The following is a 21,242-nucleotide window of genomic DNA, read 5'->3' on the forward strand; positions in this document are numbered from 1 at the left end:
CCGGGTCCCTTTCTAGCACTAGATCACGCGTTGCCGGAGTCCGAGGTCTGCGGACCCGCGGCGGCGATGTCGTCGAGGCGGTACTTCTGGGCCGCTTCGAGCACCTTCTCGGGCGCCACTTCGCCCCGCCGCGCGAGCGCGGAGAGCGTGCCGACGGTGATCGACTCGGCGTCGACCAGGAACTTCCGCCGCGCGGCGGGCCGGGTGTCGGAGAAGCCGAACCCGTCGGTGCCCAGCGTCAGCATGTCGGTCGGGACCCACGGGCGGATCAGGTCCGGCACCGCGCGCATCCAGTCCGACACCGCCACGACCGGCCCGTTCGCGCCGGTCAGCTTCTGCGTCACGTACGGCACACGCGGGGAGCTGCCCGGGTAGAGCAGGTTGTCGTGATCGATCTCGACGGCCTCGCGGCGCAGCTCCGTCCACGACGTCGCCGACCACACGGTGGCCCGCACGCCCCACTCCTCGGCCAGCAGCTTCTGGGCCTTGAGCGCGTCCGGCATCGTGACGCCGGAGACCAGGATCTGCGCCTCCGGGCCCTCGCCCGCCGGGGCGTCGGCGTACTTGTACAGGCCCTTCAACAGGCCCTCGACGTCGAGGTTCTCCGGCTCCGCGGGCTGCTGGTATGGCTCGTTGTAGATCGTCATGTAGTAGAACACGTTCTCGCCGTTGCCGTCCGGCCCGGATTCGCCGTACATCCGGCGCAGGCCGTCCTTGACGATGTGCGCGATCTCGAACGAGTAGGCCGCGTCGTAGGCCACCACGGCCGGGTTGGTCGCCGCCAGCAGCAGCGAGTGCCCGTCCGCGTGCTGGAGACCTTCACCGGTGAGCGTGGTGCGGCCCGCGGTGGCGCCGAGGACGAACCCGCGGGCCATCTGGTCGGCCGCGGCGTACAGGCCGTCACCGGTCCGCTGGAACCCGAACATCGAGTAGAAGATGTAGATCGGGATCATCGGCTCGCCGTGCGTGGCGTACGAGGTGCCGACGGCGGTGAACGACGCGGTCGAGCCCGCCTCGTTGATGCCCTCGTGCAGCAGCTGGCCCTTCTCGGACTCCTTGTACGCCAGCATCAGGCTCGCGTCGACCGAGGTGTAGGACTGGCCGTGCGGGTTGTAGATCTTCGCCGTCGGGAACATCGAGTCGAGGCCGAACGTGCGGGCCTCGTCCGGGATGATCGGCACGATCCGGCGGCCGATCTCCGAGTCCTTCGACAGCTCGCGGACCAGCCGGACGAACGCCATCGTGGTGGCGACCTCCTGCTTGCCCGAGCCCTTGCGGATGCCCTCGTACACCTTGTCGCCGGGCAGCACCAGCGCCTTCGCGGTCTTCGGGCGCCGCTCGGGCAGGAACCCGCCGAGCGCCCTGCGGCGGCCGAGCATGTACTCGATCTCCGGCGAGTTCTCGCCGGGGTGGTAGTACGGCGGCAGCTTCGGGTCGCGTTCGAGCTCCTCGTCGCTGATCGGGATCCGCTGGGTGTCGCGGAACAGCTTGAGGTCGTCGAGCGTGAGCTTCTTCATCTGGTGCGTGGCGTTGCGGCCCTCGAACGCCGGGCCGAGGCCGTAGCCCTTGATCGTGTGCGCCAGGATCACCGTCGGCTGGCCGTGGTGCTCCAGCGCCGACTTGTAGGCCGCGTACACCTTGCGGTAGTCGTGGCCGCCGCGCTTGAGGTTCCAGATGTCGGCGTCGGACAGGTCCTTGACCAGGTCCTTCGTGCGCGGGTCCCGGCCGAAGAAGTGCTCGCGGACGAAGGCGCCGTCGTTGGCCTTGTACGTCTGGTAGTCACCGTCTGGCGTGACGTTCATCAGGTTGACCAGCGCGCCGTCGCGGTCGGCGTGCAGCAGCGAGTCCCACTCGCGGCCCCAGATGACCTTGATCACGTTCCAGCCCGCGCCGCGGAAGTACGACTCCAGCTCCTGGATGATCTTGCCGTTGCCGCGCACCGGGCCGTCGAGCCGCTGCAGGTTGCAGTTGATCACGAAGGTCAGGTTGTCCAGGCCCTCGCCCGCGGCCACGTGGATGAGGCCGCGCGATTCGGCCTCGTCCATCTCGCCGTCGCCGAGGAACGCCCAGACGTGCTGGTCGGAGGTGTCCTTGATGCCGCGGTCGCGCAGGTAGCGGTTGAACCGGGCCTGGTAGATCGCGTTCATCGGGCCGAGACCCATGGACACGGTCGGGTTCTCCCAGAACTCCGGCATCAGCCGCGGGTGCGGGTAGGACGGCAGGCCGCCGCCCTCGCCGGCGTGCGAATACTCCTGCCGGAAGCCGTCGAGCTGCTGCTCGGACAGGCGGCCCTCGAGGAACGCGCGGGCGTACATGCCGGGGGAGGCGTGGCCCTGGAAGAAGACCTGGTCACCGCCGCCCGAGTGGTCCTTGCCGCGGAAGAAGTGGTTGAAGCCCACCTCGTACAGCGCCGCGGACGAGGCGTAGGTGGAGATGTGGCCGCCGACGCCGACACCGGGCCGCTGCGCGCGGTGCACCATGATCGCCGCGTTCCAGCGGATGTAGCGGCGGTAGCGGCGCTCGATCTCCTCGTCGCCGGGGAACCAGGGTTCGTTCTCCGTCGGGATCGTGTTGACGTAGTCGGTCGACGTCAGCGCCGGCACCCCGACGTGCCGTTCCCTGGCGCGCTCAAGGATGCGCAGCATCAGGTACCGGGCACGCTGCTGACCACCCCTGGCCAGCGCCTCGTCGAAGGAGTCCAGCCATTCGGCGGTCTCCTCCGGGTCGATGTCGGGCAGGTGCGCCGCGAGTCCGTCACGGATGACGCGTACGCGTGCCGGGGTCTCCTTGCCGGAGGCGCCGTCGTTCTGCGGGGCCAAGGGGTCTCCTTGTGAAACGTTGTAGCTGGGTACTGCTCGTACGTTGGGGTGTTCCGACTTTTATGGTCGTCGCCGTTTCCGCTCCCGTCACCTCTACTCGTCGGTAACGTTCGCCGACCCGGTCGCACCTCGCCGCGCGCGCGGTTGTATCGCGCGCGCGTTATTCCTCCCCAGCCTAGGACAGACGTTCCGGACGGGTGTCAGAGCGGTCCCTCCAGGGCCGGGGAGAGCGCCTTCGGCACCGCCGGGACGTGACACGAGTTGCCAAAGATCCGGTGTGGACGGTTGCGCGCAGCGCCGCGCCAGTGTTCGCTGTCTCCAACCGTGTACCCGAGTGTGGTGTCCCACGAGGTCCGCGACGCGGACGGGACACCGCGCTCCGTCGTAGTTGGAGGAGTGAAAGCAGTGGTCGCCGCGGGAGACGCTGAGCAGCGCAGCGTCGCCGAGAGGCTTGGCATCAAGCCCGACATGGTGGTCCAGGAGATCGGCTGGGACGAGGACGTCGACGACGACGTCCGCGCGGCGATCGAAGAGCAGATCGGCGGGGAAATCCTCGACGAAGACGCTCAGGAGGTGATCGACGTCGTGCTGCTTTGGTGGCGCGAGGACGACGGTGACCTCGGCGACGCCCTCATCGATGTCCGGACCCCCCTCGACGAGACCGGCGTGATCTGGGTGCTCACCCCCAAGACGGGGCAGCCAGGACACGTCGAACCGAGCGAGATCGCCGAGGCGGTGTCCGCGGTCGGCCTGGCCCAGACCGCCAACGTCAGCGTCGGGCCCGACTGGATCGGAGTCCGCCTGGTGTCACCGAAGTCGCAGTCCAAGCGGTGAGCACAGCCGCGCGGAGACGACACGATAGGGTTGTCTTCACAGGCACGTGTTCGCCACGGAGAGGAAGCGCGGTATGACCGTCGAGGTCGGTTCACAGGCCCCGGACTTCACGCTCAACGACTACAACAAGCAGGCCGTCACCCTGTCGTCGTTCCGCGGGGACAAGCCGGTCCTGCTGGTGTTCTACCCGTTCGCGTTCAGCGGCATCTGCACCGGCGAGCTGTGCCAGCTCCGTGACGAGTTCGCCGACTACGACGGCAAGGGCGTCCAGGTGCTCGGCGTGTCCGTCGACACCCCGTTCTCCCTCAAGGCGTGGGCCGAGCAGCAGGGCTACCAGTTCCCCCTGCTGTCCGACTTCTGGCCGCACGGCGAGGTCGCCAAGGCCTACGGCGTGTTCAACGCCGACGCCGGGCTCGCCGTCCGCGGCACCTTCCTCATCGACACCGAGGGCGTCGTCAAGTTCGCCGAGGTCAACGCGCCCGGCGAGGCCCGCGACCAGCAGGCATGGAAGAAGGCCGTCGCCGAACTGGCCTGAGTCTTCACGGCGGTCCGCCCTGCCGGGGCGGACCGCCGTCCCGGGCGCATAGCTCAGCGGGAGAGCACTCGGTTTACACCCGAGCGGTCGTAGGTTCGAACCCTACTGCGCCCACTCGCCTTCGGGTGGAGTCTGTCCGCGGAATGCGCGGACCATCGCGGCTCGTCATCGAGCTTGGGGGCCGAGCCCCCAAACCCCCACGGTGCGGTTGGTTCCTGACCCGGCGTGGTTGCCCCGTGGTGGTGCTTCACTTCGCCAGCTGGAAATCGCTCGCCGGCGAAACTGCGTCCGCATACGATCACGCGGCCGGAGAAAGATCCTCGGCGTGGTGGGGGAGGGGGCGCGATGAGTCAGAACTTTTGGGTTGGCGACGAGGTGGTCTGGAATCCGTCCAACGGGGTCGGGTTGCTGTTCGTGCGGTCGGCGGACGCGGTGGCACCGCTTGTCGGGCTGCCCACGGGGATCAGCCCGGCCCTTCACCTCGCGGACGCGGACGAGTGGGCGATCGACCTGCCGGTGTTCACGGCGTTCGTCACCGCCCTCGCCGAGCAGTACCAGCGGTCCAACCACCCGATCCTGCAGTCGCTGCTCGAAGGGTTTCTCGCCACCGCCCTCGTCATGGTCGAACGAGGCGGCGGCACTGTCCCGTCACCGGACGGGACCCCGGGCGCCGAGCGCACCGACGTTTCGAGCGTCGGTGAACGTCCTCCGGCCGAAAAGCTGGCCGAACTGCGGGCCCGGCACGCGCGAGCGATGCCCGTCTGAGCCGGACAAGCCTATGGCAAGTTGCCATAGTGCGTTATGCTCTATCGCGTTCACGGTGCGCGGGAGGGCGGCATGGCGGGGCTGGGGCGGGCGGATCGCGATCTCGTCGGGCTGACGGTGCTCGCGTTGCTGCTTCAGGGGCCACGGCACACCTACGATATGCAGCGGCAGATCGTCGACACGCACAAGGACTTCGTCACCGGCCTGCCGCGCAGCATGTACCACGCGGTGACACGCCTGAGCCGCGACGGTCTGATCACCGCCGTGGAGACCACCCGGGACGCCGGTCGCCCCGAGCGGACCCTCTACCGCCTCACCGACGCCGGGCGGGACGAACTGCGCGCCCGCGTGCGGCGGCTCCTGCGGACACCGGACCCGGACACCACGGTGTTCGTCGCGGCGCTGTCCTACCTGGGGTGCCTGCCCGTCGCCGAGGCGTGTGACGCGCTCGAACGCCGGGCCGAGGCGCTGGCCGCGTCCGCCGACGGCATCCGCGCGCAGCTCGACCGGCTCGGCGGCGCACTGCCGAGGCTCCTGCTGATCGAGGCCGAGTACGAGCTCGCGCGGGTGGCCGGGGAACGGGACTGGGTCCGCGCGCTGCTGGCCGATCTGCGCGGCGGCGCGCTGTCCTGGCCGGAAGACCTGGCGGCGCTGCTGCCGACCACGTCGATTCCCGGGGAGCCGCCGATGTCCTGACCACACCATCCGGGCGGCGTGCGCCAACACGCCGCCCGGATGACCCGGACCGGCCACGCGGAGCGAAACCGGCGCCAGGAGTGCAGCTCACCCAGGATAGCCGTGCGCTCTTCCGTGGCCCCACGCCACGACCACGGAGGACACCATGACCGACACCACCGAAATCCACGATCTGCTGCGCCGGATGACCGAGGCGTGGAACAGCGGCGACGCGGCCGCCTACGCCGGGCAGTTCACCCCGGACGCCGAATACGTCAGCTGGCTGGGCACCCGCGACACCGGCCGCGCGGCCATCGAGGCCACCCACCGGTTCCTGTTCGAGGGCCCGCTCAAGGGCGTCAAGATGGCAAGCGACGATCACGCCGCCCCGCCGGACATCCGCTACCTCGCCCCCGACGTGGCGCTCGTGGTCGTCGACGGCGGCAAGCCGGAGCACGCCCCGCAGGCGTCCGTGGTGGTCCTCACCGCGGTGCGCGAGGACGGCCGCTGGCGGCTCGCCTCCTTCCAGAACACCCGCAAGACGACGTCGTGAACCCGGCCTCGGCGCGGCCTTTCGCGGGGCCGCGCCGAGGTGCCGGTGGGGGAGAAGTTCCGCTATCGGCCGGGAACCGTGTCCAGATCGGTGGTCGGCCAGGCCGCGTCGGCGGGAGTGGCGGCGCGGTCCCGGCGGGCGCGGACCCTGGCCACGGCGCGGCGGATCGAGCGGTGCCGGGCGTGTCTGCGCTCCCGCAGCGCGTCGGTGATCAGCCAGCCCGCCGCGAGGAGCACGGGCACGCCGAGGACGGCGATGGTGTACCCGGCCCACCAGCTCATGACTTTCCGGTGCTCCCCGGCGTCGGTTCGGAAGGTGACCCGACTCTACGGCCGGTGGGCCCCGGGCACCCCCGGTACCACGCCGACGGGTGGCAGCCTCCTCCGAAGGAGGCCGCGCGAGGACGTCGCCGCTGGGCCGCACGGCCGCGGCGGTTCGGTCCGTTCGGCGCTGTCGTGATGAATCGTGCGAAGAACCGGGAAAATGGGGCGGTCATACGTTTTCGGCTTCGATGTCACGGCGGGGTTCGAGGACCGTTGCCCGATTGGTTTCGCGTAATGTTCGAAAGGCGGTAACGTGCGCTGCGCAATTAGTGCGTTCGAGTGAATCGTCGCTTCTCGTGTCCACGCGGGCACACTCCGGCCATACCGTGGAATTCCACGGGCCGGGCGCGGGAGAATCACCGCCTGGATCCGGCGCACCACTGGGGAGGGGTGTGGAGTGCGGAAGACGGGGAGCGGGAATTTCGGCGCCGCGTTGGCGAGCGCGGAGTTCCGGGCGCTGTGGCTTGCCGAAGCCCTGTCGCAGGTCGGGGACCAGCTGGCGCGGGTCGCGCTGGCCCTGCTCGTGTTCGGCCGGACGAACTCGGCGCTGCTGACCGCGCTCACCTACGCGCTGACCTTCCTGCCGTCGCTGCTCGGCGGGCTGCTGCTGTCCGGGCTGGGAGACCGGTTTCCCCGTCGCACGGTCATCGTCGTGACGGATGTGCTGCGTGGATGCCTGGCCGTGGCGATGGCGATCCCGGGGCTTCCGCTGGGAGTGCTCTGGTGCCTGGTCGGCCTGCTCACCCTGGCCGGCGCGCCGTTCAAGGCCGCGCAGATGGCGCTCTTGCCGGACGTGCTGCCGGGAGGCCTTTACCAGGCCGGTCTCGGGCTGCGCCAGGTCACCATTCAGACCGCGCAACTCGCCGGGTTCGGTTTCGGCGGGGTCCTGGTCACGGCCGTCGGGCCCTCGTGGGCCTTGCTGCTCAACGGCGGGACGTTCTTCGTCAGCGCGCTCGTGGTGTTCGCCGGTGTCCGCGCGAGGCCGGCGGCAAACCGGGGCGGGGAGGAGGCCGACGCCGGAACGGCCATGGTGCGGGGGCGTGATCCGCGCGTCGTGATCCCGTTCGTCGTCAACTGTCTGCTCGGCTTGATCGTGGTCCCGGAGGGCCTGGCCGCTCCCTACGCGCACGATGCCGGGGCCGGCGTGGCCATGGTCGGCATCCTCATGATCGCGGACCCGATCGGCAGCGTGCTCGGTGGTTGGTGGGCGGGAAGAACGTCGCCCGCGCCGACCACGCGCTCGGCGATCGTCCCGATGGCGCTGGCGGGCCTGCCGCTCGCCGCGTGTGCTCTCACGCCGGGCACCCTCTGGCCACTCCTGTGGTGGGGCCTGTCCGGGGGACTCGCCACGTTCGCACTGATCCGCGCGCAGACGGTGATCGTGGCGGTGGTTCCCGACACCCGCCGGGCAACGGTTCTCGGGCGCCTCAACGCCTGCCTCTTCACCTCCCAGGGGCTCGCACTGGTCGCCGCGGGCGCGATCGCCGACCACCTCGGACCGCGTGGCGCGGTGGCGGTGTCCGGGGCGCTGGCCGTCGTGCTCGCCCTCGGCGCGGCACTCGTGTGGCGGGAGACGAGATCGCCGGCCGTGAGGGAAACACGACCGGCTGGTCCGGACAAATCAGTTCTCACGTCCGCACATGACGACTCCTCTCCCGGGTTCTCCAGGGACCGCGATCCCGGAGGTGAGGTATGAGGCCGAAAGTTCTCCCACTGCGAGCGGAAGTGGGCTCAGTATGCAGGCTTTGACAACACCACGAAAGCCAGGCGGGCGGCGCACCCGCGAGCATTGGCCCATTTGGACGCATTCGGCTTCTTCGCGGGCTTACGTCCTGCTGATCATGCTGGGCGCGGTCGTGGTGGTGATCGTCAACGATTCCGCCGGGCTCCCGAATCGTGCCGACCTGCTCCACTGCGCGCTGATCACGGCGTTCGGTGTGGTGGCGGCCGAACTGGGCAGGCAGACCGAACGGCGCCGACGGCGGTTCGCGGGCGAAGCGCACGTCAACTTCACGTCGGTGTGGATGATCCCGTCGGCGCTGTTGCTCCCGCCCGTCCTCTTCGCGGCCGTCACGCTCATCCTGTACCTGCACCTGTTGTTCCGCTGCGACTGGACAAGGCCGGGCTGCTGCCTCACCCGCACGCTGTACAACACGAGCAATATCGTGCTGTCGTGCCAGGCCACCGCGTTCGTCGCGCACCAGGTCCGGTGGTTCCCCGCGGTGCAGTCTCCCGGCGCGCGCGGACTGTTCGCGCTGGTGCTGGTCGTCGCCGCCTATTTCGTGGTGAACACGGCCATCGCCGCCGTGCAGGTCGCGTTCTGGGGCGTGGACCGGTCGCCGCGCAACGTGGTGGGCACGGTGAGCGACAACGTCCTCGAACTGGCGACGCTGTGCCTGGGCGCGCTCACCGCGCTGTTGTTCACGTCGCATCCGTGGCTGGTGGCGCTGATCTTCGTCCCGTTGTACGCGTTGCATCGGAGCACTCTCGTCCGGCAGTTCGAGACGGCCGCGACCATCGACGCCAAGACCGGGTTGCTCAACGCGGCCAGCTGGCACGCGCTCGCCGGGGCCGAGTTCGACCGTGCCCGGCGGCAGGGGACCGCGCTGGGCGTGCTCATGATCGACATCGACCACTTCCGCCGGGTCAACAACACCTGGGGGCACCTCGCGGGTGACGACGCCCTGCGTGCCGTCGGCGACGCGCTGCGCGCGGTGGTGCGCGGCAACGACCTGTGCGGGCGGTTCGGCGGCGAGGAGTTCGTGGTGGTGCTGCCCGGCAGCGGCCCGGAGGTCGTGCTCGCCGTCGCGGAACGGGTCCGCGCGCGGATCGCCGAAACCCACGTCGTGTCCGCCGCGGCGCCGGGGCCGTTCGGGGTCACCGCGTCCGTCGGCGTGGCCTCGTGGCCCGGCACCGCCACGACGCTGGAGGAACTCCTGCTCGCCGCGGACAGCGCGCTGTACGCGGCGAAGGAGGGCGGGCGCAACCAGGTCCGCGCCGTCGCGACGCTCTAGGCCGCGTCACTCCGGGCGCAGCGCGCGCCGCAGCATCTTGCCGCTGTCGGTGCGGGGCAGCCGGTCCCGGAACTCGAAGCGCCGCGGTGTCTTGAACCCGGCGAGCGCGGCACGGCAGTGCTCGCCCAGCCGCTCGGCCAGCGCGTCGTCACCGGCCACGCTCCCGACCGGCTGCACCACCGCGACGACCCGCTGTCCCCATTCTTCGTCGGGTTCGCCGATCACCGCGACGTCGGCGACGTCCGGATGGCTCAGCAGCCTGGCCTCGATCTCGGCGGGGTAGATGTTCACGCCGCCGGAGAGGATCAGGTCGGTACGCCGGTCACGCAGGAACACCCGCCCCTCGGCGTCGAGGTAACCGGCGTCGCCGACGGTCAGGAACTCGCCGGAGCGGCTCGCCGCGGTTTTCTCCGGATCCCGGTGATAGCCGAGATTCGTGTGCGCGGAGCTGAAGTAGAGCGTGCCGGTCTCGCCGGGCGGCAGCGGTCCGCCGTCCTCGCCGAGCACCTTCACCCGCACCCCGGGCAGCGGACGGCCGAGTGTGCCCGGCGCGGCGAGCCACTCGTCCGAGGACACCACGGAGACCATGCCTTCCGAAGCGCCGTAGTACTCGGTGACGATCGGTCCGAGCCAGGCGATCATCCGTTCCTTGACCTCGCGCGGGCACGGCGCCGCGCCGTGCATCACGCTGGTCAGCGAGGACAGGTCGTACCGGGCACGGACCTCTTCCGGCAGGCGCAGCAGGCGGTGCAGCATCGTCGGCACCAGGTGGGTGGTGGTGACGCGGTGGCGTTCGATCAGCCGCAGTGTCTCCTCGGCGTCGAACCGCGACATCAGCACCACCGTGTGCCCGAGGTGCAGCGAGTTGATCGAGTACCCGCCCGGCGCGCCGTGGTAGAGCGGGCACGGCACCAGGTGCACGCCGGTGCCGGGGGACACGCCGAGCAGTTCCATCACGTGCTGGTAGCTCGGGTGCAGCGCGGGTGGTTTCCCGCTGAGCGGCCGCCGGACGCCCTTGGGCCGACCGGTCGTGCCGGAGGTGTAGAGCATCGTCGCGCCGGAGGTCCGTTGTGCGGGCACGGTTTCCGGCTCGTCGGCACCCCATTCCGCGTAGTCCGACCAGTTTTCCGTGCCGCCGACCGAAAACCGGCGTTCGTCCGGGACGCCCAGATCGTCCATTGTGGACGTGCAGGCCGCGGCGATCCCGGCGTCCGCGATGACGGCCGCGGCCTCGCTGTCGCGCACGATGTAGCCGATCTCCTCGGGGGTGGACCGGTAGTTGACCGGGGTGACGTACATGCCCGCCTGGAGCGTCGCGAACACCATCTCGTAGTAGGTGAGTCCGTTGTGGACGATCATGGTGACGCCGTCGCCGACGCCGAGACCGAGCGCGCGCAACGCGTGGGTGAGCTGGTTGGCCCGCGCGGCGAGCCTGCCGAAGCTCACCGGCCGTCCGTCGGGGGTGATGACCGCGATCCGGTCCGGGTGCTCGGCTGCGATGTCGTAGAACGTGTTCACCTGCGGCTCCTGGTGGTGATCGGCTGACTCCACCCCATCAGGTTAACCCTGTTAACTATTCGACAGGGGTCGGCGGCGCAGGGTCTCCAGGTGTCGCCGTACGACCGCGCGCATCAGGTCCGGTTTGACCCGGTCCGGCTGCGAGATCCCGCCGAGGGTGAGCCCGTCGAGCAGGGCCGCCAGCCGTTCGGCCTCGAGGTCGAGGTCCAGCCCCTCCCGCAGCGAGCCCCGCTTCTCCGCCTCGGCCAGCGACCTGCGGGTGAGCGCGCGCGTGCCCGCGTGCAGCTGCGCGATCTCGGCGGCGAGTTCGGGTCGGATCCGCGCGGCGGCGGAAAAGGCGAGCCACACTTCGGCCTCGGCGCGGCGGGTCTCGTCGAGCGGGAGGAGTTCGCCGAGCAGGTCCGTGGTCTGCTCCAGTGAGCTTTCGCTCCCCGGCGCGGTGTCGCCGAGCAACTGGTCGGCGCGCACGACGATACGGGCGGCCGTGCGCCGCGTGAGCGTCCGCATCGCGAAGACGATCAGCTCCTCGTGGCTGGCGAAGTAGTGGCGGACCGAGCCGATCGCCAGCCCGGCCTCCTCCGCGACCGCGCGCAGGGAAGCCTGGTCCAGCCCGTCGCGGCGGATCACCCGGAACACGGCTTCGGCGATGGCGAGGCGGCGGGCCTCGGGGTCGACGATCTTCGGCACCTTGCCTTTATAGCACGGGTTTGCTAATTTATTTAGCACAGTGATGCTACAAAGGGGGAACCATGAACGGCTGGGTGGTCGCGGCGCTCGTGTGCGCCGGGGTGGTCGTGGTGATCGTGCGCAGGCTGCGCGGTGAGCCGCTGGTGGCGAAGGAGGTGTTCGGTACTCCGTTCATCCTGATCGTCATCGGGGGCAGCAGCCTGCTCAAGCAGCACCTGACCGTGACCGATGTGCTGTGGCTGGCGCTCGCTTCGGCGGTCGGTATCGCGTTCGGCGCGATCCGCGCGCGCACGACGAAGCTGTTCGAGCGCGACGGCGTTCTCTGGCAGCGCTACACCGGCTGGACGTTCGCCGTGTGGGCGGTTTCGCTCGCGGTCAACTTCGGTATCGGCGCGCTGGCCGTCGCGAACGGGATGCACGAGCAGGCTCGCCCGATGCCGTTGTCGATCGGGCTGAGCCTGCTCGGCGAGGCGCTGATGATCGCGTGGCGGGCGAAGGAGACCGGGGTCCCTTACGCGCAGCCGAAAACGAACGGCCTGGTGCGCCGCTAGAGTTTCGCGACCTCCCGCACGAGCCGGTCGATCTCGTCCTCGGTGTTGTAGTAGTGCACCGACGCGCGGACCAGGTCGGGCAGCTTCCGCGCGGTGAAATCGAACTGCGCCGAGGTGCTGCCCGACACGCTCGTGTTGATCCCCGCCGCGGTCAGCGTCCGCTTGACCTCGGCCGAAGGCGTGCCCTTGACGCTGAACGTGACGATCCCGCACTTGCGCGCGCCCTGGTCGTGCACCTCGACGCGGGCGAGTTCGCCGAGCCGCTCGCGCAGGGTGCGCGCGAGCCCGCTCACCCGCGCGTCGATGGCGGGCAGACCCCACTCCAGCGCGTAGTCCACCGCCGCGCCGAGGCCGAGGACCAGTGCGGAACTGCGTTCCCAGACCTCGAACCGCTTGGCGGTCGGGTCGACGACGTACTCGGTGGGGGAATCCCAGCGCGCCGAGTGCAGATCGAGCATCGCCGGCTCCAGCCGGGCGCGGAGTTCCGGGCGCACGTAAAGGAAGCCGGTGCCCCGCGGGCCGCGGAGGTACTTGCGGCCGGTCGCGCTCAGCGCGTCGCACCTGAGCCGCCGCACGTCGAGGTCCAGCTGTCCGGCCGACTGGCAGGCGTCGAGCAGGAACGGGATCCCGGCCCGCTCGGCGACCTCGCCGATCTCCTCGGCCGGGTTGACCAGCCCGCCCTGGGTCGGCACGTGGCTGACGGCGATGAGCTTGACGTCGTTCCCGCCTTCGACGCGGCGTCGCAGCGCCGCGACGTCGAGCTGGCCGGTCTCGTCGTCGCCGATCACCTCGACCTCCACCCCGGTGCGGCGTTTCAGCTGCAGGAACGAGATGACGTTGCTGGCGTACTCGGACTGCGAGGTGAGGATCCGGTCGCCGGGGGCGAACGGGATCGCATAGAAGATCGCCTGCCAGGACCGGGTGGCGTTGTCGGTGATCGCGATGTCGTCGGCCTCGGCGTTGAGCAGGCGGGCCACCGAGGCGTACACCGCGTCGAGCCGTTCGGACGCCGCGTCGGCGGCCTCGTAGCCGCCCACGCGGGCTTCTTCGCGCAGGTATTCGAGCACGGTGTCGGTCACGACGGCGGGCGGCAGCGCGGAGCCCGCGTTGTTGAAGTGCGTGACGCCGGCGCAGCCGGGGGTGTCCGCCCGGGCACGCTCGACGTCGAAGCCCTGAATACTGGTCATACGAACTGAATACAGTATAGCCAAAGTATATGCAATACTGCTCCGATGACGAGGAACCTCCTGCGCCGCGACCTCATCCAGGAGATCACCGCGCGTGTGCTCGACGGGCGGCTTCCGGCCGAGGCACGGGTCAACGAGGTGCACCTCGCGCGAGAGCTCGGTGTCAGCCGGACCCCGCTGCGGGAGGCGCTCATCGGGCTGGCCGACCGCGGGATGCTGGTGTCGGCTCCCGGCCGGGGTTTCCTGGTTCCGCCGCTGGAACCGGGGGAGGCGCGGCGGCTCTACCCGCTCGTGGCCGAGCTGGAGTCGCTCGCGCTGCGCTGGACCTCGCCGCTGGATCTCGCCGGGCTGCCCGACGCGCTCGATCTGGTCACCGACGAGATGGCCGAGACGCTGGAGGCGGGCGGTGATCTGTCCGTTGTGGACGAACGCTGGCACGCGCTGCTGTTGTCCCGCTGCGAAAACACGCATCTGCTGCGGCTGATCGAGCAGACGAAACCGCTGCTGAAGCGTTACGACGGGCTGTACTTCGGGGGTGCGCACCGTGCGAAGGAGAGCATCGACGATCATCGCCGGATAGCGGCGTCGCTGCGTGCGGGGGACGTGCCCGCGGCGGCCGAGCTGCTCGTCCGCAACTGGGTGCGGTCACTGGCGTTACTGGGAAGGGAATGAGCATGACGGTTTTCGCGCAGCTGAGCGACATCCATCTCGACGGCGGGGAACGCGCCGAGGAACGGACGGCCGCGGTGATGGCCTACCTCGGTGGCCTGGCGAGCCCGGTCGACGCCGTACTGGTGACCGGAGACATCGCCGACCACGGCCTGCCCGAGGAGTACCGGCGCGCGGCGGAGCTGCTGAAGCACTCCTCGCCGGTCCTGGTCTGCCCCGGCAACCACGACGTCCGCGCCGCCTTCCGTGAGGTGCTGCTTGGCGAGGCGCCGGGCGACGCGCCGATCAACAGCGCGCACGAGGTGGGCGGGACGCTGTTCGCGATGTGCGACTCGACGATTCCCGGCAGCGGGGCGGGTTTCCTCGCCGACGAGACGCTGGGCTGGCTGGACTCGGTGCTCGCCGAGGGCGACGGACCCGCGTTCGTCGCGTTCCACCACCCGCCGGTCGAGGTCGGTGTCCCGGCGGTCGACCGGATCCGGCAGACCGGGGAGGAACGGCTCGCCGCGGTGCTCGCGCGGCATCCCCGCGTGGGGGCGCTGCTGTGCGGGCACGTGCACACCGGCGCGTCGACCACCTTCGCCGGGCTGCCGGTGCGGGTCGCGCCCGGCGTCGTGTCGGGTTCGCTGCTGCCGGTCGAACCGGGCGGGGACCGGGACTGGCCCGACGGCGGCCCGATCGAGTACGAGCGGCCACCGTCGGTCCTGCTCCACGTACTGCACGACGACGGCCGCCTGACCACCCACGTACGCACCGTCCCGCTCTGATCCTCGCGAGGACGTTTGCGGGCCGGACCGGTCAGCCGGGGAAGACCGGGAGGTTCAGGTGGGAGGGGTGGGCCGGGTCGTGGAAGATCTCGAAGCGGCAGGGTTTCCCGGTCACCGCCGAGGTGACCGGCGCGCCGGTGCCGTGGTTGCGGGCGAACCGGGGGAAGGCCCCGCCCGCGACCTGCACGCGCAGCCGGTGTCCCCGCCGGAACCGGTAGGCGGTGGGTTCCAGTTCGACCTCCGCCCGCACCACACCGTCCACATCGGACTCCGGGGCGCCGGGCCGGAGCCGCAGGATGCCCTCCGTGACGTTGCGGGAAACGCCGCTCCTGTCCACATCGCACAGTCGCACGTAGATGTCGGCGTGGCCGAGATCGGTGCGCACGTGGACGGTGGCGGACACCTCGCCGATGAGGTCGAGGTCGGCGGCCAGCGGGGTACCGGTGAACACGAGCACGTCCGGCCGCGCCTCGATCGCCCGGTTGTCCCGCTGCTTGGTCTTTCCCTTCAGCAGCGGCCCGCCCACCGACGGCGTCGGATCGGCCGGGTCGTAGGTGAACGTCGCGGGCAGCGATTCGCCCGGCACTTCCTCGCCGAGCCCGCCGACCGGCCGCAGGTAGCAGGGCCGCGCGGTGGTCTCCGCCGGCGGCCACTGGTCGAAGTCGAGCCAGCGCCCGGCGCCCTGCAGGAAGATCCGCACCGGGGACCGCCGCAGCTGGGCGCGGTCGCCGTGCAGGTGCGCGCGCAGCCACGAGACCTGGTCGGGCACGAGCACCCGGAGCATCCCCGGTTCGCCGTGCGCCCACGGCCCGATGGTGATGCGCGGGTTCCGGCCCGCGGCGGCCAGCGTGCGGAAGTCGCGCAGCTGCTCGGCGAGGAACAGGTCGTACCAGCCGGTCACCATGCTCACCGGGGCGCTCAGCCCGGCCACCTCCGCGCGGTGGTCGGCCATCGCCCAGAACGGGTCGTCCGGCTCGGCGTGCGTGGTGACGTCTTCCAGGAACCGCACCGGTTTCCCGATCGCGGCCACGTCGGCGGCCGACAGCGGCAGCGTGCTCATCGCCCGCCGCAGCCGCTTGGCCCGCAGCGGGCCGCGGAGCGCGGAGAACCGCTGCTCCTGCGTCCCGATCAGCGCCGACCAGGAGACCATGTCGTCGGCGGCGAGCACCCCGCCGGGATAGAACGCGGACACGAACTCGGACGCGGTGATGCCGAGGCACATCGCCTCCAGCGGCGGGTCGAGGTAGGGCCCGACCGCCCACTGGGTGTACCCGAGGTAGCTGCCGCCCGCCATCGCCAGCCTGCCGTCGCACCACGGCTGCTCGCGCAGCCACCGGGCGGTCGCGAGCCCGTCCTCCTTCTCCAGGTGGAACGGGCGGAACTCGCCGCCGGAGCCGAACGTGCCCCGCGTGCTCTGCACGACGACCTGCAGCCCGTGCCGGGCGAACACCGCCCCGAAGATCCTCCCCGACCACCCGCCCCGGCCGTAGGGCGTGCGGATCAGCACGACCGGCGCGCGCGTGGTGCCCGCCGGGGCGTAGCGGTCGGCGAGCAGCCGGACGCCGTCGGGCATCGGGATCTCCACATCCCTGGTCACCGTGGGCGGCGGGCCCTCGGTGGCGGGCAGTCCCAGTATCCGGTCGACAAGTCGGTCCAGCACGGATCCACCTTTCCCGCGGTGATCGTCTCCGTGCCCGACGTTACCCGCGGCGGACGCCCGCCCGCCGCCGTTCGCTCGCCGCGAGCACGCGGTCACTCACTCGATCGAGATGTCGACATGTCCCCACTCGTGGGCGTGCCGATCAGGCGGCCGCCGGCAGGTGCTCGCCCAGCGCGCCGGTGACGCGCAGGCCGTCCGGCCCGGCCGTCCCGGCGAACGGCGCGAGCGCCGCACCGTCCACACCGGACAGTGCGAGTGCCGCGGCCAGCACCGGCGGCCGGGCCCGGTCGCCGCCGTCGGCGATCTTGACGGCCACCGCCGTGCCGTCCGGCAGTGCCGCGACCTGGACGGCTTCGAACCCGTCCTTCGCGATCAGGCCCGGCACCGCCCGCATCAGGGCCGTGACGTCCCTCCTGGTCCCGCCCACCAGCTCGGGGTGGGCACGGATTCCTTGGGCGACAAGGCCTTCCGGGCTTTCCGCGGGGGCGGTGGCGATCCGCGCGAGCGCCGTCGCCAGGCCTCGCAGCGACATCGCGAACAGCGGCGCGCCACAGCCGTCGACGCTCACGTGCGGGACCGGCGCGCCGGTCAGGTCCGCCACGGTGGTCGCGATCGCCAGCTGGAGCGGGTGAGCCGGGTCCAGGTAGTCCGGTTCGGACCACCCGTGCTCGCGGCAGGTCGCGAGCATCGCGGCGTGCTTGCCCGAGCAGTTGTGCGCGAGCCTGCCCGGCGCCCGCCCTTCGGCCACCCACGCGTCCCGTTCCACCGGGTCGAAGGGGTAGTCCTCCGGGGTGCGCAGGTCCTCCGGCGTGAGCCCGTGCCCGGCCAGCACGGCGCGTGCCGCCGCCAGATGGATCGCCTCGCCGGAGTGACTGGCCGAAGCGATCGCGAACCCGGCCGGCGGCAGGCGCAGCCCGAGCCGCGCCATCGCCGCGGCCTGCACCGGTTTCGCCGTCGACCGCGGGTACATCGCGGTGTCCGGGTCGCCCGCGGTGAACAGCGTCGACCCGTCCGGGGCGAGCACCACGACCGAACCGTGGTGGACGCCTTCGACCATGCCGCCGCGCATCAGGTGCACGAGCGGTTCGTGCGCGGGAACGCCGGTCCTCACAGCTTTTCCTCCGCCGCTTCCAGCACGCTCATGTCGATCCGCCTGCGCACGCGGAACCAGCCGAGCACGAGCGCGACGAGGATCGCGGGCAACGCCATCAGCGTGATCCGGCCGGTCTCGTCGAAGCCCATCAGCACCACGACCGCGGCCAGGAACAGCAGGGTGGCGATCTCGGTGTAGGGCGAGAACGGCAGCCGGTAGGAGGGCCGCGTGACCTCGCCGCGCTTCGCCTTGCGCACGAACAACAGGTGACTCAGCACGATGATGGCCCAGGTGCCGAGAATGCCGACCGCGGCGAAGTTCAGCACGATCTCGAAGGCGTCCTTGGGCACCACGTAGTTCAGCCCGACACCGAGCACGCAGACCGCGGCGGTGAGCAGGATCCCGCCGTAGGGGACCTGGTTCTTGTTCATCACCCCGGTGAACTTCGGCGCCGAGCCCGCCATCGACATCGACCGCAGGATGCGGCCGGTGGAGTAGAGCCCGGAGTTGAGGCTGGACATCGCCGCGGTGAGCACGACCAGGTTCATCACACTGTCGGCCGCGGGCACCCCGAGGTGGGAGAGCACGGTGACGAACGGGCTCTGGTCCTTGGAGTACGAGCTCCACGGCATCAGCATCGCCAGCAGCACCACGGAGCCGACGTAGAAGATCGCGATGCGCCACATGATGGAGTTGATCGCCTTCGGCATGATCTTCCGCGGGTTCTCGGTCTCGCCCGCCGCGACGCCGACCAGCTCGCACGAGGCGTAGGCGAACACGACGCCCTGGACGATCAGCACCATCGGCAGGACGCCCGCGGGGAAGACACCGCCGTGGTCGGCGATCAGCTGCGGGCCGGGGGAGTGGCCGTCGATCGGGGTCTGCGTCACCAGCAGCACGATCCCGATGATCATGAAGACCACCAGCGCGGCGACCTTGATGATGGAGAACCAGAACTCCATCTCGCCGAACAGCTTCACCGACACCAGGTTCAGCGTCAGCACGATCGCCAGCGCGATCAGCGCGAGCACCCACTGCGGGATCGGCGTGAAGAACGACCAGAAGTGCGCGTACAGGGCGATCGCGGTGATGTCGGCGATGCCGGTGGTCGACCAGTTCAGGAAGTGCATCCAGCCGGCGACGTACGCGCCCTTCTCACCCATGAACTCCCGCGCGTAGGAGACGAACGCGCCGGAGGAGGGCCGGTACAGGATGAGCTCGCCGAGCGAGCGCACCACGAAGAAGGCGAACAGCCCGCACACCGCGTACACGATGGCGAGCGCGGGGCCCGCCTGTGCGAGCCGTCCGCCCGCGCCGAGGAACAGGCCCGTCCCGATCGCGCCGCCGATGGCGATCATGTTGATGTGCCGGGACTTCAGCGACTTGCGGTAGCCCGCGTCGCCGGCGTCGACCCGCGCCGGGGCCGCCTCTTCGGTGGGTTGGAGGGTCTCGCTCACTGTGTCAGTCGTCCTTGTTCTCCGGTTTTCGCGTGGCTCGGCCGCACGATGGTGGTCAGGGCGTTTTCGACGTGCTGAAGGTGCTCGGTCATCGCGGCCTCGGCCGCCTCCGCCGAGCCGTCGCCGATCGCCGTCACGATCCGGCGGTGCTCGATGTTCGACTGCGCGCGCCTGCCGCCGAGCTGGTTGAGGAACGACGACTGGTGGGCCAGCGCGTCCCGGATCTCCTCGATGACCTTGCCGAACACCGGGTTCCCCGACGACCGCGCGATAGTGATGTGGAACAGCGAGTCGTGCGCTACCCAGGCCGCGTTGTCGGTCTCGGCGTCCATACGGTCGACCAGGCGGCCGAGCAGGTCGAGGTCCTCCGGACCGCGGCGCAGCGCGGCGTACCCGGCGACCGGGATCTCCACGTGACGGCGCACTTCGAACAGGTCGCGGGCCGAGTACGGTCCGAAGGTCGGGTTCTCCACCGGCCCGTTCGCGGTCACGAACGTGCCCTTGCCGGTGTGCGAAATGGTCAGTCCGAGAGCCTGCAGCCCGCGCAGGGCCTCCCGGATCACCGAGCGGCTGACCTCGAACTCCCTGCCGAGGCTCGCCTCCGAGGGGAGCTTGTCGCCGACCGCGTAGTCTCCCCGCTCGATGGCACGCCGGAGATGGGCCAGGACGGCTTCCATGGCACTCACCCGACGCGGACCCTGTCCGGCTGTCTGGCTGTCAGACAGGTTCATGGGCGAGATCGTCGGGTTCGACCGTCCACATTGTCAAGACGAAGCGGGGCGGTGGCCCCGTGACGCCGCGATTTCGGGGCGCTGACCTGCGGTGACCGCCTGAAACCGTGGGTCAGGTCACGGGTGCGGTGCGGGCGCTCAGCCACCGCGCGAGATCGGCGTCGACGGTGCTTTCCCCGAACTGGAATCCGTGCCGGGCACCGGGATAACGCCGGAGTTCGGTGTGGACCCCGGCGTCGCGGGCACGTCCGGCGAAGGCCGTGACGTCGTCGAGCAGGACCTCGGCGGTGCCCACCGCCAGCCACAGCGGCGGCCAGTTCCGCACCGGCGCGTGCGCGGGGGAGGCGGGCCCGGCCGGGTCCTGGTCGCCGAGGTAGGCCGTGACCGACTCGCGGAGCACGGCCCGGCCGATGAGGTCCTCGCCCTCGTTGGCGGTGAAGGACGCACCGGGCAGCGTCAGGTCGGTGACCGGGGAGATCGCCGCGACGCCGACCGGCACGCGGCCGTCCTCGAGCAGCCGCGGCAGCGCGGACAGCACGATCGTGCCGCCCGCCGACTCGCCGAGGAGCGCGAACGGACCGTCGACCTCCCGGCACGCGGCGAGGACGTCCTCGATCTGCGCGGGGTGGCGGTGCTCCGGCGCGAGCCGGTAGGCGACCGGGACGACCCGGATCCCGGCCGCGGCCAGCGACCGCGTCCTGGCGGCGCCGAGTTCCGGGTCGTAGGAGGTGAAACCGCCGCCGTGCGCGTGGACGACGGTGACCGGGGTGGTCACGCGCGGGTCAGCGCGATCACCGGGAACGGGCGGCCGGTCTTCGCCTGGTGCTCGGTCAGCCGGTCGAAGACGGCGGCCTGCGCGGCGAACAGCCGGTCGCGTTCCTCGCCGGTGACCTCGGCGGCCCGCGCGGTGAACGTCTCGCCGCCCGTCTCGACGGTGACCTCCGGGTCGGCGATCAGGTTGCGGTACCAGTCCGGGTGCTCCGGGGCGCCGCCGGCCGCCGCGAACACCACCTGGCGCCCGGCGTCGGGCAGGAACAGCAGCGGCGTCAGGTGCGGCCGCCCGCTGCGCGCGCCGGTGGTGGTGAGCAGCAGCATCGGCGGCCCGTCCGCCTGCCCGCCGCGTGCGCGGAAGTCCGCGATCACGCGCTCGTTCATGGCTCGCAGGTCGATCTTCACGCGCCCTCCTTCACGTCGTACTTCAACGGTGTTGAAGTCTGCCCGGTGCCGCTCCGGACGTCAACGTGATTTCCGGGGGTGGCCCAAGCGCCCGAATGTGGCATTGGGTGCGTTGGACGCACCGAACGCCACATTGGGGCGCATGACAACGGGACAGGACGCCGGATGCGCGTTGACCAGGGTCTCGCCGTGTCGGTAGCGTTACGGACCGTCAGGCTGACAACGATG

General features: G+C 70.7%; 21 protein-coding genes and 1 tRNA gene. 11 read left to right on the plus strand and 11 right to left on the minus strand.

Features of this window, described 5'->3' with window-relative positions; translation table 11 throughout:
* Positions 1 to 23: 23 nt before the first annotated feature.
* Positions 24 to 2,819: a pyruvate dehydrogenase (acetyl-transferring), homodimeric type gene (aceE, locus tag ABD987_RS10580; RefSeq protein WP_345389774.1), complete on the minus strand. Its 2,796-nt coding sequence runs from the start codon at positions 2,817 to 2,819 to the stop codon at positions 24 to 26.
* 405 nt (positions 2,820 to 3,224) lie between these two features.
* Here aceE and ABD987_RS10585 point away from each other — a divergent pair, with 405 nt between their 5' ends.
* From ABD987_RS10585 to ABD987_RS10610, 6 genes are all read left to right on the plus strand, one after another.
* Positions 3,225 to 3,653 (plus strand): DUF3052 domain-containing protein, encoded by a 429-nt coding sequence (locus ABD987_RS10585; RefSeq protein ID WP_345389777.1) that lies wholly within the window; start codon positions 3,225 to 3,227, stop codon positions 3,651 to 3,653.
* A gap of 73 nt (positions 3,654 to 3,726) precedes the next feature.
* Positions 3,727 to 4,188: a peroxiredoxin gene (locus ABD987_RS10590; RefSeq protein ID WP_345389780.1), complete on the plus strand. Its 462-nt coding sequence runs from the start codon at positions 3,727 to 3,729 to the stop codon at positions 4,186 to 4,188.
* A 42-nt stretch (positions 4,189 to 4,230) separates the two neighbouring features.
* Positions 4,231 to 4,302: transfer RNA gene (locus ABD987_RS10595), tRNA-Val, on the plus strand.
* A 231-nt stretch (positions 4,303 to 4,533) separates the two neighbouring features.
* Entirely contained in the window at positions 4,534 to 4,953 is a 420-nt protein-coding gene (locus ABD987_RS10600) for a DUF6086 family protein (RefSeq protein ID WP_345389783.1), read from the plus strand.
* A 36-nt stretch (positions 4,954 to 4,989) separates the two neighbouring features.
* Complete coding sequence (locus tag ABD987_RS10605; protein WP_345389786.1) at positions 4,990 to 5,649, plus strand: PadR family transcriptional regulator; 660 nt, start codon at positions 4,990 to 4,992, stop codon at positions 5,647 to 5,649.
* A 145-nt stretch (positions 5,650 to 5,794) separates the two neighbouring features.
* Positions 5,795 to 6,181 (plus strand): SgcJ/EcaC family oxidoreductase, encoded by a 387-nt coding sequence (locus tag ABD987_RS10610; RefSeq protein ID WP_345389789.1) that lies wholly within the window; start codon positions 5,795 to 5,797, stop codon positions 6,179 to 6,181.
* 62 nt (positions 6,182 to 6,243) lie between these two features.
* Here the strand turns inward: ABD987_RS10610 and ABD987_RS10615 are convergent, their stop codons facing one another.
* Positions 6,244 to 6,462, minus strand: a complete 219-nt coding sequence (locus tag ABD987_RS10615) for a hypothetical protein (protein WP_345389792.1) — start codon at positions 6,460 to 6,462, stop codon at positions 6,244 to 6,246.
* A 439-nt stretch (positions 6,463 to 6,901) separates the two neighbouring features.
* Here ABD987_RS10615 and ABD987_RS10620 point away from each other — a divergent pair, with 439 nt between their 5' ends.
* Together ABD987_RS10620 and ABD987_RS10625 are read left to right on the plus strand one after the other, a co-directional pair.
* Entirely contained in the window at positions 6,902 to 8,200 is a 1,299-nt protein-coding gene (locus ABD987_RS10620) for an MFS transporter (RefSeq protein ID WP_345389795.1), read from the plus strand.
* A 145-nt stretch (positions 8,201 to 8,345) separates the two neighbouring features.
* A complete protein-coding gene (locus ABD987_RS10625; RefSeq protein WP_345389798.1) occupies positions 8,346 to 9,518 on the plus strand; it encodes a GGDEF domain-containing protein in 1,173 nt (390 codons plus the stop codon).
* 6 nt (positions 9,519 to 9,524) lie between these two features.
* Here the strand turns inward: ABD987_RS10625 and ABD987_RS10630 are convergent, their stop codons facing one another.
* Both ABD987_RS10630 and ABD987_RS10635 read right to left on the minus strand, forming a co-directional pair.
* Positions 9,525 to 11,069, minus strand: coding sequence for an AMP-binding protein (locus ABD987_RS10630; protein WP_345389801.1), 1,545 nt, complete (start codon positions 11,067 to 11,069; stop codon positions 9,525 to 9,527).
* 18 nt (positions 11,070 to 11,087) lie between these two features.
* On the minus strand, positions 11,088 to 11,723 hold the full coding sequence (locus ABD987_RS10635; RefSeq protein WP_345389804.1) for a TetR/AcrR family transcriptional regulator: 636 nt from the start codon (positions 11,721 to 11,723) through the stop codon (positions 11,088 to 11,090).
* Positions 11,724 to 11,785: 62 nt separating this feature from the next.
* On the opposite strand from ABD987_RS10635, the gene ABD987_RS10640 reads away from it, so the two are divergent.
* Positions 11,786 to 12,274, plus strand: a complete 489-nt coding sequence (locus ABD987_RS10640) for a DUF1453 domain-containing protein (RefSeq protein WP_345389807.1) — start codon at positions 11,786 to 11,788, stop codon at positions 12,272 to 12,274.
* On the opposite strand, the gene ABD987_RS10645 is transcribed toward ABD987_RS10640, so the two are convergent.
* Positions 12,271 to 13,461 (minus strand): aminotransferase class V-fold PLP-dependent enzyme, encoded by a 1,191-nt coding sequence (locus ABD987_RS10645; protein WP_345389810.1) that lies wholly within the window; start codon positions 13,459 to 13,461, stop codon positions 12,271 to 12,273. The genes ABD987_RS10640 and ABD987_RS10645 overlap by 4 nt on opposite strands.
* A gap of 45 nt (positions 13,462 to 13,506) precedes the next feature.
* On the opposite strand from ABD987_RS10645, the gene ABD987_RS10650 reads away from it, so the two are divergent.
* Entirely contained in the window at positions 13,507 to 14,133 is a 627-nt protein-coding gene (locus ABD987_RS10650; RefSeq protein WP_345389813.1) for a GntR family transcriptional regulator, read from the plus strand.
* Positions 14,134 to 14,135: 2 nt separating this feature from the next.
* Positions 14,136 to 14,897 carry a metallophosphoesterase gene (locus ABD987_RS10655; RefSeq protein ID WP_345389816.1) on the plus strand — a complete coding sequence of 254 codons (762 nt, stop codon included), beginning with the start codon at positions 14,136 to 14,138 and terminating at the stop codon, positions 14,895 to 14,897.
* Between the two features lie 31 nt (positions 14,898 to 14,928).
* Here the strand turns inward: ABD987_RS10655 and ABD987_RS10660 are convergent, their stop codons facing one another.
* The 6 genes from ABD987_RS10660 to ABD987_RS10685 all read right to left on the minus strand — a co-directional run bounded on the left by ABD987_RS10660 (position 14,929) and on the right by ABD987_RS10685 (position 21,014).
* Entirely contained in the window at positions 14,929 to 16,557 is a 1,629-nt protein-coding gene (locus ABD987_RS10660) for a CocE/NonD family hydrolase (protein ID WP_345389819.1), read from the minus strand.
* A 142-nt stretch (positions 16,558 to 16,699) separates the two neighbouring features.
* On the minus strand, positions 16,700 to 17,626 hold the full coding sequence (locus ABD987_RS10665; protein ID WP_345389935.1) for an asparaginase: 927 nt from the start codon (positions 17,624 to 17,626) through the stop codon (positions 16,700 to 16,702).
* Between the two features lie 38 nt (positions 17,627 to 17,664).
* Positions 17,665 to 19,008 (minus strand): amino acid permease, encoded by a 1,344-nt coding sequence (locus ABD987_RS10670; RefSeq protein WP_345389937.1) that lies wholly within the window; start codon positions 19,006 to 19,008, stop codon positions 17,665 to 17,667.
* A 95-nt stretch (positions 19,009 to 19,103) separates the two neighbouring features.
* Positions 19,104 to 19,784, minus strand: coding sequence for a FadR/GntR family transcriptional regulator (locus ABD987_RS10675; RefSeq protein ID WP_345389822.1), 681 nt, complete (start codon positions 19,782 to 19,784; stop codon positions 19,104 to 19,106).
* Between the two features lie 166 nt (positions 19,785 to 19,950).
* Positions 19,951 to 20,613, minus strand: coding sequence for an alpha/beta hydrolase fold domain-containing protein (locus ABD987_RS10680; RefSeq protein WP_345389825.1), 663 nt, complete (start codon positions 20,611 to 20,613; stop codon positions 19,951 to 19,953).
* The gene (locus ABD987_RS10685; RefSeq protein ID WP_345389828.1) at positions 20,610 to 21,014 is read right to left on the minus strand and encodes a nitroreductase/quinone reductase family protein; all 405 of its coding nucleotides are present in this window, start codon (positions 21,012 to 21,014) and stop codon (positions 20,610 to 20,612) included. Before ABD987_RS10685 ends, ABD987_RS10680 begins: the two co-directional genes overlap by 4 nt.
* Between the last annotated feature and the right edge of the window lie 228 nt (positions 21,015 to 21,242).

Source organism: Amycolatopsis samaneae (assembly GCF_039541975.1).
Lineage (GTDB): Bacteria > Actinomycetota > Actinomycetes > Mycobacteriales > Pseudonocardiaceae > Amycolatopsis > Amycolatopsis samaneae.

Coding starts and splice junctions, on each gene's coding strand:
- ABD987_RS10655 (WP_345389816.1), top strand. CDS start 14,136: ATGACGGTTTTCGCGCAGCTGAGCGACATCCATCTCGACGGCGGGGAA.
- ABD987_RS10625 (WP_345389798.1), top strand. CDS start 8,346: ATGCTGGGCGCGGTCGTGGTGGTGATCGTCAACGATTCCGCCGGGCTC.
- ABD987_RS10640 (WP_345389807.1), top strand. CDS start 11,786: ATGAACGGCTGGGTGGTCGCGGCGCTCGTGTGCGCCGGGGTGGTCGTG.
- ABD987_RS10605 (WP_345389786.1), top strand. CDS start 4,990: ATGCTCTATCGCGTTCACGGTGCGCGGGAGGGCGGCATGGCGGGGCTG.
- ABD987_RS10590 (WP_345389780.1), top strand. CDS start 3,727: ATGACCGTCGAGGTCGGTTCACAGGCCCCGGACTTCACGCTCAACGAC.
- ABD987_RS10615 (WP_345389792.1), bottom strand. CDS start 6,462: ATGAGCTGGTGGGCCGGGTACACCATCGCCGTCCTCGGCGTGCCCGTG.
- ABD987_RS10645 (WP_345389810.1), bottom strand. CDS start 13,461: ATGACCAGTATTCAGGGCTTCGACGTCGAGCGTGCCCGGGCGGACACC.
- ABD987_RS10600 (WP_345389783.1), top strand. CDS start 4,534: ATGAGTCAGAACTTTTGGGTTGGCGACGAGGTGGTCTGGAATCCGTCC.
- ABD987_RS10610 (WP_345389789.1), top strand. CDS start 5,795: ATGACCGACACCACCGAAATCCACGATCTGCTGCGCCGGATGACCGAG.
- ABD987_RS10665 (WP_345389935.1), bottom strand. CDS start 17,626: ATGCGCGGCGGCATGGTCGAAGGCGTCCACCACGGTTCGGTCGTGGTG.
- ABD987_RS10650 (WP_345389813.1), top strand. CDS start 13,507: ATGACGAGGAACCTCCTGCGCCGCGACCTCATCCAGGAGATCACCGCG.
- ABD987_RS10675 (WP_345389822.1), bottom strand. CDS start 19,784: ATGGAAGCCGTCCTGGCCCATCTCCGGCGTGCCATCGAGCGGGGAGAC.
- ABD987_RS10670 (WP_345389937.1), bottom strand. CDS start 19,008: ATGATCGCCATCGGCGGCGCGATCGGGACGGGCCTGTTCCTCGGCGCG.